At 46.0% G+C, this 15,719-nt stretch carries 14 protein-coding genes; 4 read left to right on the forward strand and 10 right to left on the reverse strand.

All coding sequences use genetic code 11. From position 1 onward, the window contains the following. Positions 1-28: 28 nt before the first annotated feature. Both J2T20_RS01115 and J2T20_RS01120 read right to left on the reverse strand, forming a co-directional pair. Positions 29-394: a restriction endonuclease gene (locus J2T20_RS01115; RefSeq protein WP_307584751.1), complete on the reverse strand. Its 366-nt coding sequence runs from the start codon at positions 392-394 to the stop codon at positions 29-31. A 55-nt stretch (positions 395-449) separates the two neighbouring features. Beyond that, entirely contained in the window at positions 450-641 is a 192-nt protein-coding gene (locus J2T20_RS01120) for a hypothetical protein (RefSeq protein ID WP_307584753.1), read from the reverse strand. 166 nt (positions 642-807) lie between these two features. Here J2T20_RS01120 and J2T20_RS01125 point away from each other — a divergent pair, with 166 nt between their 5' ends. Beyond that, positions 808-2,202: a SpoVR family protein gene (locus tag J2T20_RS01125; RefSeq protein WP_307584756.1), complete on the forward strand. Its 1,395-nt coding sequence runs from the start codon at positions 808-810 to the stop codon at positions 2,200-2,202. Positions 2,203-2,753: 551 nt separating this feature from the next. Here the strand turns inward: J2T20_RS01125 and J2T20_RS01130 are convergent. After that, positions 2,754-4,649, reverse strand: coding sequence for a PrkA family serine protein kinase (locus J2T20_RS01130; protein WP_307584758.1), 1,896 nt, complete (start codon positions 4,647-4,649; stop codon positions 2,754-2,756). Positions 4,650-4,809: 160 nt separating this feature from the next. Here J2T20_RS01130 and J2T20_RS01135 point away from each other — a divergent pair, with 160 nt between their 5' ends. Continuing rightward, positions 4,810-5,568, forward strand: coding sequence for a DUF2161 family putative PD-(D/E)XK-type phosphodiesterase (locus tag J2T20_RS01135; RefSeq protein ID WP_307584759.1), 759 nt, complete (start codon positions 4,810-4,812; stop codon positions 5,566-5,568). Between the two features lie 111 nt (positions 5,569-5,679). On the opposite strand, the gene J2T20_RS01140 is transcribed toward J2T20_RS01135, so the two are convergent. Further along, a complete protein-coding gene (locus tag J2T20_RS01140) occupies positions 5,680-6,897 on the reverse strand; it encodes an aminotransferase-like domain-containing protein (RefSeq protein ID WP_307584761.1) in 1,218 nt (405 codons plus the stop codon). Between the two features lie 67 nt (positions 6,898-6,964). Continuing rightward, entirely contained in the window at positions 6,965-7,621 is a 657-nt protein-coding gene (locus J2T20_RS01145) for a DNA-binding response regulator (RefSeq protein ID WP_307584762.1), read from the reverse strand. A 278-nt stretch (positions 7,622-7,899) separates the two neighbouring features. On the opposite strand from J2T20_RS01145, the gene J2T20_RS01150 reads away from it, so the two are divergent. Then, positions 7,900-8,310, forward strand: coding sequence for a hypothetical protein (locus J2T20_RS01150; RefSeq protein WP_307584764.1), 411 nt, complete (start codon positions 7,900-7,902; stop codon positions 8,308-8,310). After that, positions 8,307-9,374 (forward strand): phosphodiester glycosidase family protein, encoded by a 1,068-nt coding sequence (locus J2T20_RS01155; protein ID WP_307584766.1) that lies wholly within the window; start codon positions 8,307-8,309, stop codon positions 9,372-9,374. The genes J2T20_RS01150 and J2T20_RS01155 overlap by 4 nt, the downstream gene beginning before the upstream one ends. A gap of 352 nt (positions 9,375-9,726) precedes the next feature. Here J2T20_RS01155 and J2T20_RS01160 read toward each other — a convergent pair whose 3' ends face one another. The 5 genes from J2T20_RS01160 to J2T20_RS01180 all read right to left on the reverse strand — a co-directional run bounded on the left by J2T20_RS01160 (position 9,727) and on the right by J2T20_RS01180 (position 15,637). After that, entirely contained in the window at positions 9,727-9,981 is a 255-nt protein-coding gene (locus J2T20_RS01160) for an AbrB/MazE/SpoVT family DNA-binding domain-containing protein (RefSeq protein ID WP_307584767.1), read from the reverse strand. Positions 9,982-10,106: 125 nt separating this feature from the next. Further along, positions 10,107-10,571: a tRNA (uridine(34)/cytosine(34)/5-carboxymethylaminomethyluridine(34)-2'-O)-methyltransferase TrmL gene (trmL, locus tag J2T20_RS01165; RefSeq protein WP_307584768.1), complete on the reverse strand. Its 465-nt coding sequence runs from the start codon at positions 10,569-10,571 to the stop codon at positions 10,107-10,109. Between the two features lie 127 nt (positions 10,572-10,698). Continuing rightward, on the reverse strand, positions 10,699-11,790 hold the full coding sequence (gene serC / locus J2T20_RS01170) for a 3-phosphoserine/phosphohydroxythreonine transaminase (protein ID WP_307585090.1): 1,092 nt from the start codon (positions 11,788-11,790) through the stop codon (positions 10,699-10,701). Positions 11,791-11,896: 106 nt separating this feature from the next. Next, the gene (locus J2T20_RS01175) at positions 11,897-12,781 is read right to left on the reverse strand and encodes a hypothetical protein (RefSeq protein ID WP_307584770.1); all 885 of its coding nucleotides are present in this window, start codon (positions 12,779-12,781) and stop codon (positions 11,897-11,899) included. Between the two features lie 108 nt (positions 12,782-12,889). Next, positions 12,890-15,637, reverse strand: coding sequence for a GH36-type glycosyl hydrolase domain-containing protein (locus J2T20_RS01180; protein ID WP_307584772.1), 2,748 nt, complete (start codon positions 15,635-15,637; stop codon positions 12,890-12,892). Between the last annotated feature and the right edge of the window lie 82 nt (positions 15,638-15,719).

Consider the following 15,719-nt stretch of genomic DNA (forward strand, 5'->3'; position numbering starts at 1 on the left):
AAATTAGCAATTCAAGAGGCTCTTGAACTCAATGTTCAAGAACCTCTTTTTCGAATCCAGCATATTGCTCAATTAAATTCAGTAGTTGCTCACCGTTAACGGTCAGAATTGATTTGTTTTCTGCACATTCTAAAGCCTGTTTTGTATACTCTCCAGTTGTTATATAAAAGCCTTCTATTGCACCACATTCAATTATGGCGCTGTGGAACTTCTGAATATCTGGTCTGCCTACCTTAGGTGTTGTATATCTTTTACACTCCACTAATCGCACTTCATTATCACTCCGTAGGATTATATCCTTCCCACCATCACCAGAACGTTTTGTTACCTCGCAGTCATACCCTGCACATCGAAAAACGCGGGCCATATAGTCTTCGAATTCAAAAGGGTCCATTACTTTTAGGCGTCCTAGATTCTTGTTGCGTAATAATTGTCTTCTCTCTTCCTTGTCACGTTCTAATTGCAATTGAACGTGAAAATGCATTCTGCCTCAGAAAATACTCTTCAATATTTTTAATTCCCGTAACAATTTCTCTTATTATGCTGAAGACTACATAGATCACAAACGCTACCAGTACTAAAATCACTTCCAAGCTACCCTTTTTGCTTTTATTAAATCTGCGGCGACGTCTTCTTGACATTCTTATACCTCCCAAATGTAGTAATATCATTCCCTACTGTAAGTGGATTAGATACAATTTATCCCACAAACTCACAGAGTTATAATGGCCTTCCCTCACCCATATACATTAGAAGAACTGCTCTGTCCAGAACGAGGTGCTGTGAATAGAAAGGAGTGACAGGTTCATGCCCGGTGAAGAAATAAAAGCGCTTGAGCGATCTATCGCTGAAATAACGGAGATTGCATCCGGCTTCGGCCTCGATTTTTTTCCGATGCGTTACGAAATATGTCCCGCTGATATTATTTATACATTTGGTGCTTATGGAATGCCGACCCGTTTTGGGCATTGGAGCTTTGGAAAGACATTTCATAAAATGAAATCACAATATGATTTCGGACTAAGTAAGATATACGAACTCGTCATTAACTCCAACCCGTGTTATGCATTCCTGCTGGACGGAAATACACTTATACAAAATAAACTGATTGTGGCACACGTCCTGGCCCACTGCGATTTTTTCAAAAATAATGCGCGCTTCTCCATGTCCAACCGGGATATGGTCGAGAGTATGGCAGCTACAGCTGAACGGATCGCCGCCTATTCAGTAACCTACGGCACTCAGACTGTAGAGAGCTTTATCGACGCTGTCCTCGCCATACAGGAGCATATTGATCCCAGCCTCATTAACCCCCAAAAGCTGGGCAAGAGCCATCTGCTGGAGTTAAAAATGATGGAGCGCAAGGAAGCCTCAAAGGGCACTAAAGCAACGACAAATAATCCTTACAGCGAGCTGTGGGATCTAGACAAATCTGCTGCTATTAATCCGAATCAGGCGGGCGGTAATGTGATCTTCCCCCCAGATCCGGAGAAGGATATGGTTTGGTTCATCCAGCAATATTCCACTGTATTAGAGGATTGGCAGCGCGACATCATGACGATGCTGCATGATGAGATGCTCTACTTCTGGCCTCAGATGGAGACCAAGATCATGAACGAAGGCTGGGCTTCGTACTGGCATCAGCGGATCATGCGTGAGCTTGATCTTACCCCTGAGGAAACGATAGAGTTCGCCAAGCTGAATTCCTCTGTGGTCCAGCCGTCCCGCCAAAGCCTGAATCCTTATTATCTGGGCCTGAAAATCTTTGAAGACATTGAACGCCGCTGGGATCGCGATAAAATCTTTGAAGTGCGAGAGCTTGAATCCGACACCTCTTTTATCAGCAACTATTTGTCCAAGGAATTGGTCACCGACCTTGATCTATATGTATTCGAGAAAAAAGGCCCGGAGTGGAAAATTACGGATAAGGCATGGGAGAATGTCAGAGACCAGCTGGTGCGTGCACGCGTAAACGGAGGATCGCCTTATTTGGTGGTTCAGGACGGTAATTTCGAGCGCAATGGTGAGCTCTTTATCGTACACCGCTACGAGGGGATAGAGTTGGATCTGAAATACCTGGAGCGCACCCTTCCGCATATTTATTCACTTTGGGGACGGACGGTTCACCTGCAAACTGTGCTGGAGGATAAAAAGGCGTTGTTCTCCTACGACGGCAAGAAGGTGCAGCGGAAGTTTGTGTGAATCGGCGTAGATGGATGCTGTAGACTAATATTACAATGTAAGACAAAGACCCGCAGAACGTTCTGCGGGTTTTCTGATGCTAATATGTTTCTCAACTTCCTCAACTTATTCTACTGTAGACGCTCCTGAGTAAATATAAATGTATTTGGTACAACTAAAATGGCTCCTTTTACGTCATTTGTATGTTTAATTGTACATTCTGCAGCTATATCGCTTACTTTGGGCTGATAATGGTCTTTTGCCGGATAATAGTTGTAGAGAGTGCAATTAAAGCTCAAAAGAGGTCTTAGATAGTAGAAATAAGTGTATTTTATACAATTATCCTCCGTTCCGTCCTACCCCCATCATCAGGCTACCTCCATTTTGTGCCTAACTTCGCTTCGCATCGCCCCACTTCTTCTCGAGCCTAACACCCGTCCCAATTCAACTCAGCTTGACCCTCCTCTAACTCGCCCCCATCCTGCTCTGAGCAATAGAGCCTTTTTCCCTTCTCACCCAGAGCATCCCAAAAAGACGAGTCGCTAGTCGCGGCCCGTCTTCTTTAACACAAGTTACCTATTCAGCAAACTTCCCACATACCGCAGCAGCTCGTTGGCGCAGGTTGGGCAGTAGCCATGGCCATCCATGAGTCTTGCGCATACCTCGTTGATCCGCTTCAGCTGGCTCTCATCCGGCGTCTTGGAGGAGGTGGTTATTTTGACGATATCCTTCAGGTCAGTGAACAGCTTCTTCTCAATGGCTTCCCTAAGCCGGTCATGATTGCTGTATTCGAACTTCTTCCCTTTACGTGAGTAGGAGGAGATACGGATTAGAATTTCCTCACGGAAGGCTTTTTTCGCATTTTCCGAAATACCGATCTGCTCCTCTATGGAGCGCATCAGCCGCTCATCCGGCTCCATTTCCTCATCCGTCAGCGGATCACGGATTTTGGACCAATTGCAGAAGGCTTCGATATTATCCAGATAATTCTCGAAAAGAGTCTTGGCAGATTCCTCGAATGAATAGACGAACGCCTTCTGTACTTCGCTTTTAGCCAGAATGTCATATTCCTTGCGAGCAATGGAGATAAAGTTCAAATACCGCTCCCTCTCCTCCTTCGTAATCGAAGGATGTTGATCTAGGCCGTCCTTTATCGCCCGCAGCACGTCTAGAGCGTTCATGCACTCCAGATCACCTTTAATCAACGCACTGGATATGCGGTTGATGACATAACGCGGGTCAACGCCTGACATTCCTTCATCCTGGAACTCCGTTTGCATTTCCTTCAGATCAGCCTCTTTGTATCCCTCTACTTCTTCTCCGTCGTACATCCGCAGCTTCTTGACGAGGTCCATACCTTGCTTCTTGCTCTCCTTCAGACGGGTAAGTATTGAAAAGATTGCAGCAGCACGCAGAGCGTGCGGCGCAATATGCACATGCTTCATGTCGCTCTGACCGATCAGCTTGGCGTAAATTTTCTCCTCTTCGGATACCTTTAAGTTGTAAGGAACAGGCATTACGATCATCCGGGATTGGAGCGCTTCATTTTTCTTATTGGAGATAAAGGTTTTGTATTCCGATTCATTGGTATGAGCGATGATAAGCTCGTCGGCACTAATTAACGCAAATCTTCCGGCTTTGAAGTTCCCCTCCTGAGTCAATGAGAGCAGGTTCCAAAGAAACTTTTCATCACACTTCAGCATTTCCTGAAATTCCATCAAGCCGCGATTGGCTTTATTCAGCTCTCCATCGAAACGGTAAGCACGCGGGTCTGACTCCGATCCAAATTCAGTAATCGTGGAGAAATCGATGCTTCCCGTCAGGTCTGCGATATCCTGGGACTTTGGATCAGACGGACTAAAAGTCCCTATTCCGATACGCTCTTCCTCAGACAAAAGTACACGAACCACTCGAACCTTTTCAATCGTGCCGCTGTACTCATTTTTCAGTCGCATTTGGCAGGAAGGACATAGGTTCCCTTCAATACGCACGCCGAGCTCTTTCTCGATATCCGGCCTTAGTTCCAGCGGAATCAAATGCAGCGGGTCTTCATGCATCGGGCAGCCTTCAATTCCATACACAGCACCTTGCTCCGTCCGTGAATATTGCTCCAGCCCGCGTTTTAGAAGCGTGACCAGTGTTGATTTCCCTCCGCTTACAGGTCCCATTAGCAGCAGTATCCGTTTGCGTACATCCAATCGCCGCGCAGCGGAATGGAAATATTCCTCCACCAGCTTTTCTACAGCCCGATCGAGTCCAAAAATCTCCTGCTCAAAAAATTTATACCGTTTGCGGCCGTTAATTTCCTCCACACCGTGCGACTTGATCATGTCGTATACACGGGCGTGCGCGGTCTTTGCGGGAGAAGGGTCCTTTCTAAGCAGTTCTATATACTCCTTGAAGGTTCCGCTCCACGACATACGCTCATTCTCTGCCCGATACGAAGCTATACGCTCAAAAATATCCATTGTTCGCTGCCTCCTCACCTTGCGCTCCAATTGCCGATGTAGCATTCAAAAGTGTATTACATAACTATGCGGCGAACCCCCAATAGTTGACCTCTTTTTTGCTGTGCTATAATAGAGAATCATATTTAATGAATTCAAAAGCGCGTAGGAGTGACGGTCTATGGCGGTACGGCATGAAACGGAGCTGTATGCTCCTCTAAAGGTTTTTTTTGAAAAACAAGGTTATGAAATTAAAGGGGAAGTGCGGACTTGCGATATGGTTGGCATCCGTATCAACGAGGAGCAGCCTCTAATCGTGGAGATGAAAAAATCCTTCAACCTTTCTCTGCTACTGCAGGGTGTCGAACGATTAAAGCTTAGCCCGAACGTTGTTCTGGCGGTTGAGCGCTGCCGGGACAAAAAAGGGGCGGTGAACCAGCGCTGGGGTGAGCTTAGCGAACTCTGCCGCCGGCTTGGTCTGGGGCTAATGACCGTAGTCTTCTACAAGACTAAGCCTCCTCTGGTGGAAGTGTTAGTCGAGCCGGGAGAAATCCCCCCGGTACGGCGTATCAGCGGACGACGTCAAGAAAAGTTGCTGTACGAATTCCATGAACGCAGCGGTGATTATAATATCGGCGGCAGCACACGAGTCAAGCTTGTTACGGCTTACCGTGAAAAGGCACTACGGATAGCTGCAGCTGTTCGAGAAATAGAGGCCGACACGTCACATATTGCGCTGAAGAAGCAAGGTGTAACCCCTGCTGAGCTGCGCAAGCGCAGCGGTGTTCCGGGGGCGGCAGCTATATTGCAACACAACTATTACGGCTGGTTCATCCGCATCACACGCGGCCGGTATGCCTTAACTCCAGCCGGAGCAGCAGCTCTGTCCGAATACTCCGCCATAACGAGCGGCTACAATCCGTCTGAAGTTAGCTCTTAATAATCTTTTCACTCTAAAAAAGGGGTTTCCCAGCAGCCATTTATACGGCATTTGGGAAACCCCTTTAAAATAACAGCTCGTCACGTTACTCCTCCACTGAATCAGTGAACTTTAGTTCCGGGCTGTAAACTCCGTGACGGCCTCACTCATCAGATTCATCCCTAGCAACAGTGCATCCCGTCCGGGATGACTGAAGTTCAGGCGAATATGTTCTCCTCCGCCTTCCACACAGCATAATGGACCTGGCAAGAAGGCAACCCCCTTATTCAAGGCACATTTTAACAATGCGTTTGCATCAAGGCCTTGAGGAAGCGCAACCCACAGGAACATACCTCCTTTTGGGAGATCGTATGAGCTGCCTTTCCAAGCAGGACGCTTTAACAGCTCTACCATTAGCTTCAGCCGGGTATGATATTCACGGTTCAGCAAGGCAATATGCTCACGCAAATCGAAGGCAGAAACATCAAGCAGATGATATAAGAGCCGCTGGTTCAGCGGGCTTGATTGCCAGTCAGCCATACCTTTGGCCGCAGACATCATGCTGATAAGCTCCGGACTTCCTGCCGCCCAGCCCGTCCGCAGTGCAGGCGCAACGGTCTTGCTGAAGGAGCCGATATAGAGCACATGGCCACCGTCACTGACATTTTCCAGCGCATAGAGCGACGGATATCGCTTCGCAGGATGCTGATCATATTTTTCAAAATGAAGATCTCCATAGGAATCATCCTCCACGATCAGCACATTATGTGCAGCACAGAGCTCCAGCACTTCCTTGCGCCGCTCCAGACTCCATAGATTGCCACTAGGATTCGTAAAGCTTGGAGCAGCGAACAGCATCTTAGGCCGATACTTTTTAATCTGTGAAAGTAAATGATCAGGAAGCAGACCCTCTCGATCTCCTTGTACCGGTATGATAAGGGCCCCCTGCATCCTCAGCGCTTGTAGACAACCCGGAGATGTCGGATGTTCCACAAGTACACGATCCCCCGAGTCGAGGTATACCCGAGATAACAAATCAACTGCCTGCTGGCTACCCGTAGTAAGCAACACGCCGCCTTCGTCAACAGTTACCCCTTTGGATTTGAACCAATCCCCTGTAAGCCACTCTCGCAGCGGTCCATAACCTGCAGGATCACCGTACTGGAGCGCCTCTGCATTAGCCGTAATGACGTTGGAAGCAGCCTCTGCCAGCAGGGATAATGGAAATAATTCCTCTGCAGGCAGTTCCTCTGCCAGAGATATTAAGGAGCCTCTTCTCATTTGGGTCCGTATACTTAACAGCGGTGATGACTGAAGCGTATGTGCGCGAGCGGAAAACTCATATTTCATAAAGCGTCCCCCTTCCTTGGTACCAAGAATATTCCGGCTGGAACGGCAATATGTCGTCCTGTTGAAGCTACGCGTACATTTGCTTGTTTTGTCTGGAAAAAAGCGCAAATTTCTCTATAGCCTGCGCTCTGGTAGAGACGTTCAGCTTCACATAAATCTTCCGTAAGTAGTTATCAATGGAACGTCGACTCACCTCGATTTCCAGAGCAATTTTATCATAGGTAACCCCCTGGACAATCCGCTCCATTATAAATGTTTCTGTAGGTGTCAACTGCAACAAACCATCATACACATCAGAGGATTTGACAGGAAGGAAACCTTTATTCATCCATTCCAGGGGCATAGAGAGGAATCCCTCCCTTAGACCTAGGATCAACTGTAGCAGTTGCCGCGGTGATGCCCCCTTAGATAACAACCCGCTGGCCCCCAGCTCCATAAGCGGCTGGAGAAGTTCCATAGCATCATCATCCGTCATTACCACAAAGTGAGACGTTGGTGAACTTTTTTTCATATCCAAAAGCACACCTACTACCTCACCCTCAGGCATTAGGTAATCCATTAGAATTAATTCTGGATGCTTCTCCTGAACAATTACCGAGCATTCGCCCCATGAAGAGCACATCCCCACAACGCTCAGCTCTCCGCCTTCCTCTAAAATCAGTTTCGTCCCCAGCATACTTGTGGGATGACAGCCCACTAGTACCACCTGCCATACCTTCATCATTGACGCCTAGACCTCCTGCTATATATGTATTTAACCAGAGTGGATAGCGCCGTAGCGTTTCCGTATTAAACGTTGGCAAGGATCATGATGACTTATTATAATTTCCCCTTTTTACCTTGTATACGCCCATCAGATATTCCATTCTATAGTAATTCTATCCTAGTAGTTTAATAGGATGCAATTACTTTTTACCCATATTCTGTTCTCTTTCATTTTTGCGAAAAAAGTTGAAGTCTGATAGAATGGTGACTTGAAAAAATATAGCTTGAGGTGATGAAATGCAGGCGTCAACGGAATCGTCCCCGGTACACTCGCGCCGCACGTCCACAACTAGAAACGGCCCTTCCGTCAAATGGTTTTTATTATTCTGGGTACTTATGATTGGACTAAGCGTATATGCAGTTTATAGCTACACCAGCCATTTAAGGGATCAAGTACTGGGTCAGCTAAGCCAGCAAAGCCAGCAGCAGCTTAATCTTTTGAAGGCGGACTATGAGGCGAAGATTGCCGTACTTTCTTCAGATGTGCAGGAGCTGCAGAGCACAGTACAGTCTTTTAACGAACTCTTAACTTTTACGAAGGATAATGCAAGTGCCAAAACGGACAACAGCAATAAGTTGTACACGCAGTTAAGTGAGGTTCGTAAGCAGCTTGACACCCTGAAGAAAGAGATGGATCTACTCAAATGATTACCCCTGTTAAAAGCGTTAACCGCTTCTTCATGCTGACAACAGCACCGTTTATAGGTCTGCTCTTGTGTCTATGGCTCTATCAGCCGCCACTTGAGCTAGATTTGAAGATTAGCCAATACGCACCGGTTACAGGCCCTCTTCAGGAGACTGCCGCACTCAAAAGCGACCTAACCAAGGCGCAGGCAGCCGCCGCTTATACTATCAAAACTGTTAGTGCCAGTGCTAAAGTGTACAAGCAGACAACGAATACAATGAATGCTCTGGTGAGTACGGCTACAGCCCAGTCTGCCCGTCCTAAGTTCATATATAACCGTCGGATAACGGCAAAGCTAGGTTCTCCTGAGGAGGTTATTAGCAGCAGCCGTATTTCAATAGAGCTTTACCGGATGAATCCCGAAAACTATAAAGGTTATGCTCTGAAAATTAAGCTGAAGGATCCATCGGCAATGGCGATGAGCCTCGGTAAAGAGACCCCCGGAGGATCAGAAACCACGATGCAGGCTGTAAGCCGCCACGGCGCAGTTGCCGGAATAAATGCCGGTGGGTTTGCGGATAAAGGCGGTAAACGTTATCCTCTGAGCACAACCATTATTGGCGGACATTATCTAACAGGCTTCGAATCTAGCTATAAGGACCTCAGTTTCGTTGGATTGAACAAATCAGGCAAGCTGATTGGAGGCAAGTTCTACACTCAAAGCCAGCTTGATAAGCTTGACCCGGCTTTCGGAGCTACATTTGTGCCTGTTTTACTACAAAATAGCATCAAAGTACCTATACCTGAGAAATGGAAGGCAAGCCCAAAACGGGCACCCCGCACAGTTATGGGTAAATATAAGGATGACCAAATACTTGTCTTGGTAGCCGATGGATATAACGAAAATGGGAGTTCCGGTGCTACTCTGGAAGAGATTCAAAACAAGCTTTACGGCATGGGAGTAACAGACGCCTATAATTTGGACGGGGGCGGATCCTCCTCTCTGATCTTTAACGGAAGAGTTGTGAACAAACCTTCCGATGGTAATCTACGATCCGTCCCAACGAATTTCTTGTTTTTCGAATGAGTAAAAAAGATTGTCAATGCGACATGTCACAATTACATTTATTTTTTTAAAGAGGCAGGTTATAATGTAAATAACGAATTCAATTCTATGGAGGTGCCCAGCATGACGTTCTCATTAACCTTTTGGATTGTTACTTTCGTATTTGTATTATTTATGGCCGGAATCCTCACCTCATCTTACAATGATGACAAGACAAAGGGTCTTTAAAACACGAATTCCCTTTAGATAGGGGATTTCTTGCAGACTCTGACCTACTTCCCAACAACAAAAGGAAGAGCGCCGCAAAATGATGCGGCGCTCTTCCTTTTGAACCCTCGTGCATTAAAGACTCTGAAAGAGAATCTTTCAACTCTTAAGCATGTCTTTGCAATTGAGTCATTTCTGTCAGGCATTGAGCGCAAATATAACGATCTTTATATTCGCCTACCTCTTCCATAGATCCGCAGAAAACACATTTCGGACGATACCGCTCTAAAATAATATGGTCACCCTGTACCAAAATCTCAACCGGATCTCCCTCATTCATTTGATACCTTTTACGAAGGGATTTAGGTAGAACAATTCTACCCAGCTGATCCACTTTTCTAACCACGCCAGCAGGTTTCATATCGTAACTTACACCTCTCCTGTTCAACTATTTATAACAACCTATTACTATTTTCGGCTCTATGAAATGATTTCGTTATAAAAATGTCGAATCCTGCTGAAAAAAATAATAAACTGTGATTTCTTTTAGACAAGTTCCGGAAAATCCAGCTGACGGAGCGCTTCATATACTATTATGGCTGCTGAGTTAGACAAATTAAGCGATCTAACAGCATCACTCATCGGCATACGAATTCTTGTTTCTTTCCCCGCTTCCAAAATATCCTCGGACAAACCTTTTGTTTCTTTGCCGAAAACAAAAAAGTCTCCATCCTGGTAATGGAAATCACAATACCTTTTTTCAGCTTTGGTTGTTGCATAGAAAAAGCGACCGTCCTTGTACTTCTCTAACACCTCATCAAAAGAATCATGATACTCAAGGTTGACGGCATGCCAGTAATCCAGACCCGCCCGCTTCAAGGAAGCATCATCTGTCCGAAATCCAAGCGGCCGAACTAGATGAAGATGGACTCCTGTTGCTGCGCAGGTACGGGAAATATTGCCGGTGTTCGCCGGAATTTCCGGTTCAACCAGCACAATGTGTAGTGCCATGTGTAGGTAATTCCTCTCTGCATATGCATATATGTAATAACTATACTACCCAGTACCTTGAAACTTTAGTTCCAATAAAACAGAAAACCTCCCACCATGAAGGCGGAAGGTTAGTGATACAGTTCATTTAACCTTGACTTTGACGGAAGTGATTCATGAAATCAACAAGCGCCTTAATATTTTCATAAGGAACCGCATTGTAGATTGAAGCACGGAGACCGCCTACACTCCGATGACCCTTAAGTCCGATGAAGCCTTCTTTTTCTGCAGCTTTAACAAATTGCTTCTCTGCATCCTCGGATTGCATACGGAACGTTACATTCATGATCGAGCGGCTGCCTTGTTCTGCAACTCCGCGGTAGTATCCGTCGCTTCCGTCTATTGTGTTATATAGAAGCCCCGCTTTGTCGCGGTTTTTGGATTCAACGCCAGCCAAACCACCCTGCTCACCGATCCATTTCAATACTTCGTTCACCATATATATCGAGTAAGATGGAGGAGTATTGTAAAGTGAATTATTGTTGTAATGGGTGCTGTAACGCAAAATCGAAGGGATGTTGGAAGGTGATTCAGCAATCATTTCTTCCTTGGCAATCACTACTGTTACACCGGATGGCCCGAGGTTTTTTTGCGCACCTGCATAAATTAAACCGAATTTATTAATATCAAAAGAACGGCTTAAAATATCACTGGACATATCCCCGATCAAAGGAATGGAGCCCGAATCCGGAAACTCTGCATATTGCGTTCCCTCAATCGTTTCATTGGAGGTCACATGCAGGTATGCTGCATTGTCTGCTGCCTGGATTGAATTTAAGTCTGGGATGGCGAGGAAAGATTTATCCTCCGAAGAAGCGGCTACATGAGCGCCTCCAGCTAACTTGGCTTCTTTGAAAGCTTTGTCAGCCCAACTGCCTGACATTACATAACTGCCTACTTGTCCCGCAGAGATAAAGTTCATTGGGATCATAGCAAACTGGGTGCTTGCACCGCCTTGTAAGAATAATACCTTGTAGCCTTCTGGATTACCAAAGAGTGATAGTAGACGTTCCTGAGCTTCATTATGCACAGATTCGTATATTGCCCCCCGATGCGACATCTCCATAATGGACATTCCACTTTCCCGAAAATCCACGAACTCTGCTTGTGCACGCTCCAGTACTTCTAAAGGCAGTGCCGCCGGACCGGCATTAAAATTATATGCTCTCTTGCTCAAAATCTCTCCCCACCCTTTCTCTCCTATCAATATGGATATGGATATGATAGCAATAATCTTACACACCATCAAGTATAATTATTCACATAGGGGGTCAGATTGGACATATTTATGCGTAGAAAAACTGATATGTTCTGCTCCAATGCTGACTTTGTCCCGGTGCCAGTTCTATATTTACAAAGACCTCGGGAGAGATCACATGACGTTCACCCCACAGTGCAATCCGTGCCACTTGGAAGTCTCCGCTCTCCCTGATTCCGATCCCGCTCGGCTTATAGATGAGCTCCCAATTGTAATTACTTTCCGTATTTTCCCATCCCGCCAACTTACAGTAGAAGGGTCTGTCCGGAGTCTTATTCCAGTTTATTCTACCCTTTGAGATCTGCAATAATTCAGAAGTATAAGCGGATTCCGGTTCCTCCATCCTAATGCTTCCAGGAAGCCTCAGTTCATAGCCGTAATCAACCTCATGATTATCAATCCCAATAAAATTGTGTATATATTCCTCTGACTGAAAATGCTGCGACCCTTTATTGTGCATCTCATAGGCGATATTCAGCTTATCATGGCAGAGCGAAATGGTTTTGGTCAGCAGAATGCTATATCCGCGGCACTCCAAGGGTTGAATCGTATATTGAATTTCATGAAGACCAGCCTCCACATTCACTTTGAATGGGTTAACTAGATAGTCAGTATTGAATTGATAAGGATAATTATTCTGCTTCTGCAGCAAACCTACACCAGGCTTTGGGAACCATCCGCCTACAGGGGCTGTATCATATCCAATTGCCCGGGAAATGCCAAACTCATTGCATAACCCTTTCCCTCCGGTGCCCTCCCCGGAAATCAGACTTTCAGGTACACAAAAGGTATGTTTCCCTGGTTCCAGGGTTACTTGCGTAATAAAACCCGTCCAGTCAAAGCGTGAGCCCTTGTAAGCGCCCTGATCAGCAATATCAACGGTTAGAATTCCGTTTGACAGTGCATGTCCCATTTGAGTCGCATCCTTTCATTGAGAACAAGATAAGTTTCAATTCATGTTAAAAACGTCCGCTGCCGCCTCAATTTGCGGTGCGGACGTTTTTTATCTTCGTTACTTAGCTTATACCAACTCTACCTCGATGAGATGACATTGTCCGACCTGAAGGCTGATTAATTCCGCCCGGGGAATTAGAACACCCTCTGAGACGCGTTGAAGCGTCACCTGAACGCCATTTATAAGAACTGAGGATATTTGATACTCCCCGTAACCGGAGCCCTCTGTGTTCTTGTAGAGGACCTCTAACTCGCGATCGGCGAATATGGTTTTGATGGAGGCCTTTCCCTCTGCATCAAATTGCTGCTCTACCAATTTCGGTTCCAACAGCAAATCACCAAGCTTGCCTTTAATTCCGAAGACTTCTGTAACCATGGTCAGCAGCAGCCAACTAGCAGAACCTGTCAAATAGGTGTACATCCCTCTGCCCTCTTCATTAATGTATTCAGGTATTCCAGGATACATATGGCTCACTTCAAAATCGGCACTTAGTTGATAAAGAGACTCCAGCACCTTTCTTCCTTCGGTTACATATCCCCGCTTATAGAGCGCATTCCCATACATGATGGTCATATGACTAAACATGGCTCCGTTCTCCTTATGTCCAAAAGCAAATCCAAACGCGCGTCCCAAGTTCTGCTGAATGCCACCAAATTGAGAGTTGAGTCTGTAGCCGATTTTCTTATCCAGAAGATTTCGTTCTACCGATGCAATAATCTGTGGAACCTGGTCTTCAGATGCGGCATGGCCTAACAATGGGAACACTTGACCCGTAAGCGTCATTCGGACACCTTCCGCGAACTCGCCCTCAACCTTTTCCCCATCGTTGTTGTAATATCCGTTAAACCAGCCACCGCCCTCTTCGCTCTTCACCCATTCATTCTGGCGCAAATGACTAAAGATCCACTCTGCTTTTTGAGCAAGATCATCTGCAACCTGATCAATATCGAGGGATGCCTTAACGCCTGTTACCTTATTAGGTGCAGAGGTATAGAACCGATCCAGCAGGGCAAGCTTGCCTGACACCGACTCGTAATCAACCTTTTCTGTCAATGTATCCAACAGAATAGTAATCTCTTCTGCCACTTCTATAATCTTTTGACCGGTTCGTTCCTTCAGATCGCGCAATAAAAGCGAAATATCCATAAGATTACTGCCATAGAAGGAAGTAAAGGTTACACTTTCGCCGCGATCCGCTCCCATATCGAGCCCGTCGTTCCAATCCGCACCCTCCAACCTGATATTATTGTGTTCTCCAACATTGAAGAAAGGTACGAGATTTTGTAGCAGAATATGCTCCAGAATTGTGCCCTTATAGATTTCACCAGATGCTGTTCTAAGAACACTACCCTCTTTAAGATCCAGGGAATGATCTCTTTCCCGGCAGCGGCTCATGAAAGTATCACGGAAATAGCTCTGCTCCTGATTTAGAAAATCCAGATCCCCGCTATGATTTAAATACAGCATCGTGGTCATAAACGGCCAGGCACCATGATCCATCCATACGCGCGGAATGTTGTTGCGATCCGCAATGAATTCCCCAGGATGCTGGCCAATAATGGTCGCATTACTTCCATCTATTCTAACCCCAGCGTAATTATCGAATAACAGGCTGCCCACCTCTGCCGGCTCCATAATAAGCAATGCCAGACAATCCTGCCACAAATCCCGCCATCCCCTACCTCCACGACCGTAATCATGATAAGGCAGGAAAGAGTTCCCGTATAATCTTCTAAGCACCGGCTGCAATGTTACCCATTTCATCCATAGGTCTGCATCCGCATTCCCCGTTTTGAACTGAACAGTATCTACCTTTTCACTCCAAAAGGCCTTATTCTCCTCCAGCAATCGGTCAAAAGATGATGAAGAGCCATATTTCCCTATAAGAGCCTCGAGATCCATTCTTTGATCCTCTATGGCCATTACAACTACATACGAAACACTTTCACCCGGCATTAGAGTAACGGTGGTAAATCGGATACCGCCCAGCGCCTCATACCCTTCTCTATGTATACCGGTTCCTGCAATGATATCAGGGGCTCGGTTGAGTACTACTGCCTCAGGCCAATCCAAACTTCCCCCTTCTCCAATGAACTCCTCCTGAACCGGAAAGAATCCCGCAGGTGTATTTCCGTCGCCTTCCACTCCAAAAACCCCATAGGAGGTATGATTAATTCGGTGACCCCGTTCATCAAAAGATAGTGCAGGCTGTACCTCAATACCATACTCTGAGGTGAAGATACGATGAAGCAATGAGGTTACATGACGATGATCCCTCAGGTCATCAGCCGATCTTGCATATAATGGAATAGCGGCTGTAGGTGTCAAGGTCAGCTCAGTCTCTCCGATATTTGTAAGAACAACCTTCATTAGCTCTACCCTGTCATTACCGCAGGGTACAAAGCTGGTAATCTGGGACGCTAAGTTCAACTCTTTACTACTACGGCTAACTCGATGCCATAAGAACCCCGCCTCCAGTTCAACCTCTTCAGCATCCTCAGTATAGAAATCCGCATTTTGCCGGGCCGAATTTCCCGCTGCGGACCAAGCACCTTTCCCTTCAACGTGAATCCAAAAATTGCGTGAAGCACGAGAATTGTGTAAATCCTCCACTGAGATAGGCGGGGTTAAAAATGTATTATGCCCTGAAGTCGTTTGACCGTGAAGTTTTGGACTTACTGAAGACATCATGCCGCCCTCGTTTACGAGCGGGAAGTACAAGTAGCTGCTGCGGTCAGCCTTCTGAAGTCTGAAATCCCCTTTATCACCTGTAAATTTCCAACCTCGCTTGCTCTTTTCTTTCACTTTATTCATCCTCTCCACAATAAACTAAACCGGTTTCGGTAATTTTATTATTACACCGCTACAATTCTTTGTAAAGGTTTTCCCGAAAACT

Origin of the sequence: Paenibacillus wynnii (assembly GCF_030812855.1) — a bacterium.
Classification (GTDB): Bacteria; Bacillota; Bacilli; order Paenibacillales; family Paenibacillaceae; genus Paenibacillus_AQ; species Paenibacillus_AQ wynnii_A.

Excerpts from the sequence above, each read along its gene's own strand:
- J2T20_RS01140 (WP_307584761.1), bottom strand. The coding sequence starts at position 6,897 with ATGAAATATGAGTTTTCCGCTCGCGCACATACGCTTCAGTCATCACCG.
- J2T20_RS01155 (WP_307584766.1), top strand. The coding sequence starts at position 8,307 with ATGATTACCCCTGTTAAAAGCGTTAACCGCTTCTTCATGCTGACAACA.
- trmL (WP_307584768.1), bottom strand. The coding sequence starts at position 10,571 with ATGGCACTACACATTGTGCTGGTTGAACCGGAAATTCCGGCGAACACC.
- J2T20_RS01150 (WP_307584764.1), top strand. The coding sequence starts at position 7,900 with ATGCAGGCGTCAACGGAATCGTCCCCGGTACACTCGCGCCGCACGTCC.
- J2T20_RS01180 (WP_307584772.1), bottom strand. The coding sequence starts at position 15,637 with ATGAATAAAGTGAAAGAAAAGAGCAAGCGAGGTTGGAAATTTACAGGT.
- J2T20_RS01120 (WP_307584753.1), bottom strand. The coding sequence starts at position 641 with ATGTCAAGAAGACGTCGCCGCAGATTTAATAAAAGCAAAAAGGGTAGC.
- J2T20_RS01130 (WP_307584758.1), bottom strand. The coding sequence starts at position 4,649 with ATGGATATTTTTGAGCGTATAGCTTCGTATCGGGCAGAGAATGAGCGT.
- J2T20_RS01145 (WP_307584762.1), bottom strand. The coding sequence starts at position 7,621 with ATGATGAAGGTATGGCAGGTGGTACTAGTGGGCTGTCATCCCACAAGT.
- J2T20_RS01135 (WP_307584759.1), top strand. The coding sequence starts at position 4,810 with ATGGCGGTACGGCATGAAACGGAGCTGTATGCTCCTCTAAAGGTTTTT.
- J2T20_RS01175 (WP_307584770.1), bottom strand. The coding sequence starts at position 12,781 with ATGGGACATGCACTGTCAAACGGAATTCTAACCGTTGATATTGCTGAT.
- J2T20_RS01115 (WP_307584751.1), bottom strand. The coding sequence starts at position 394 with ATGGACCCTTTTGAATTCGAAGACTATATGGCCCGCGTTTTTCGATGT.
- J2T20_RS01125 (WP_307584756.1), top strand. The coding sequence starts at position 808 with ATGCCCGGTGAAGAAATAAAAGCGCTTGAGCGATCTATCGCTGAAATA.
- J2T20_RS01160 (WP_307584767.1), bottom strand. The coding sequence starts at position 9,981 with ATGAAACCTGCTGGCGTGGTTAGAAAAGTGGATCAGCTGGGTAGAATT.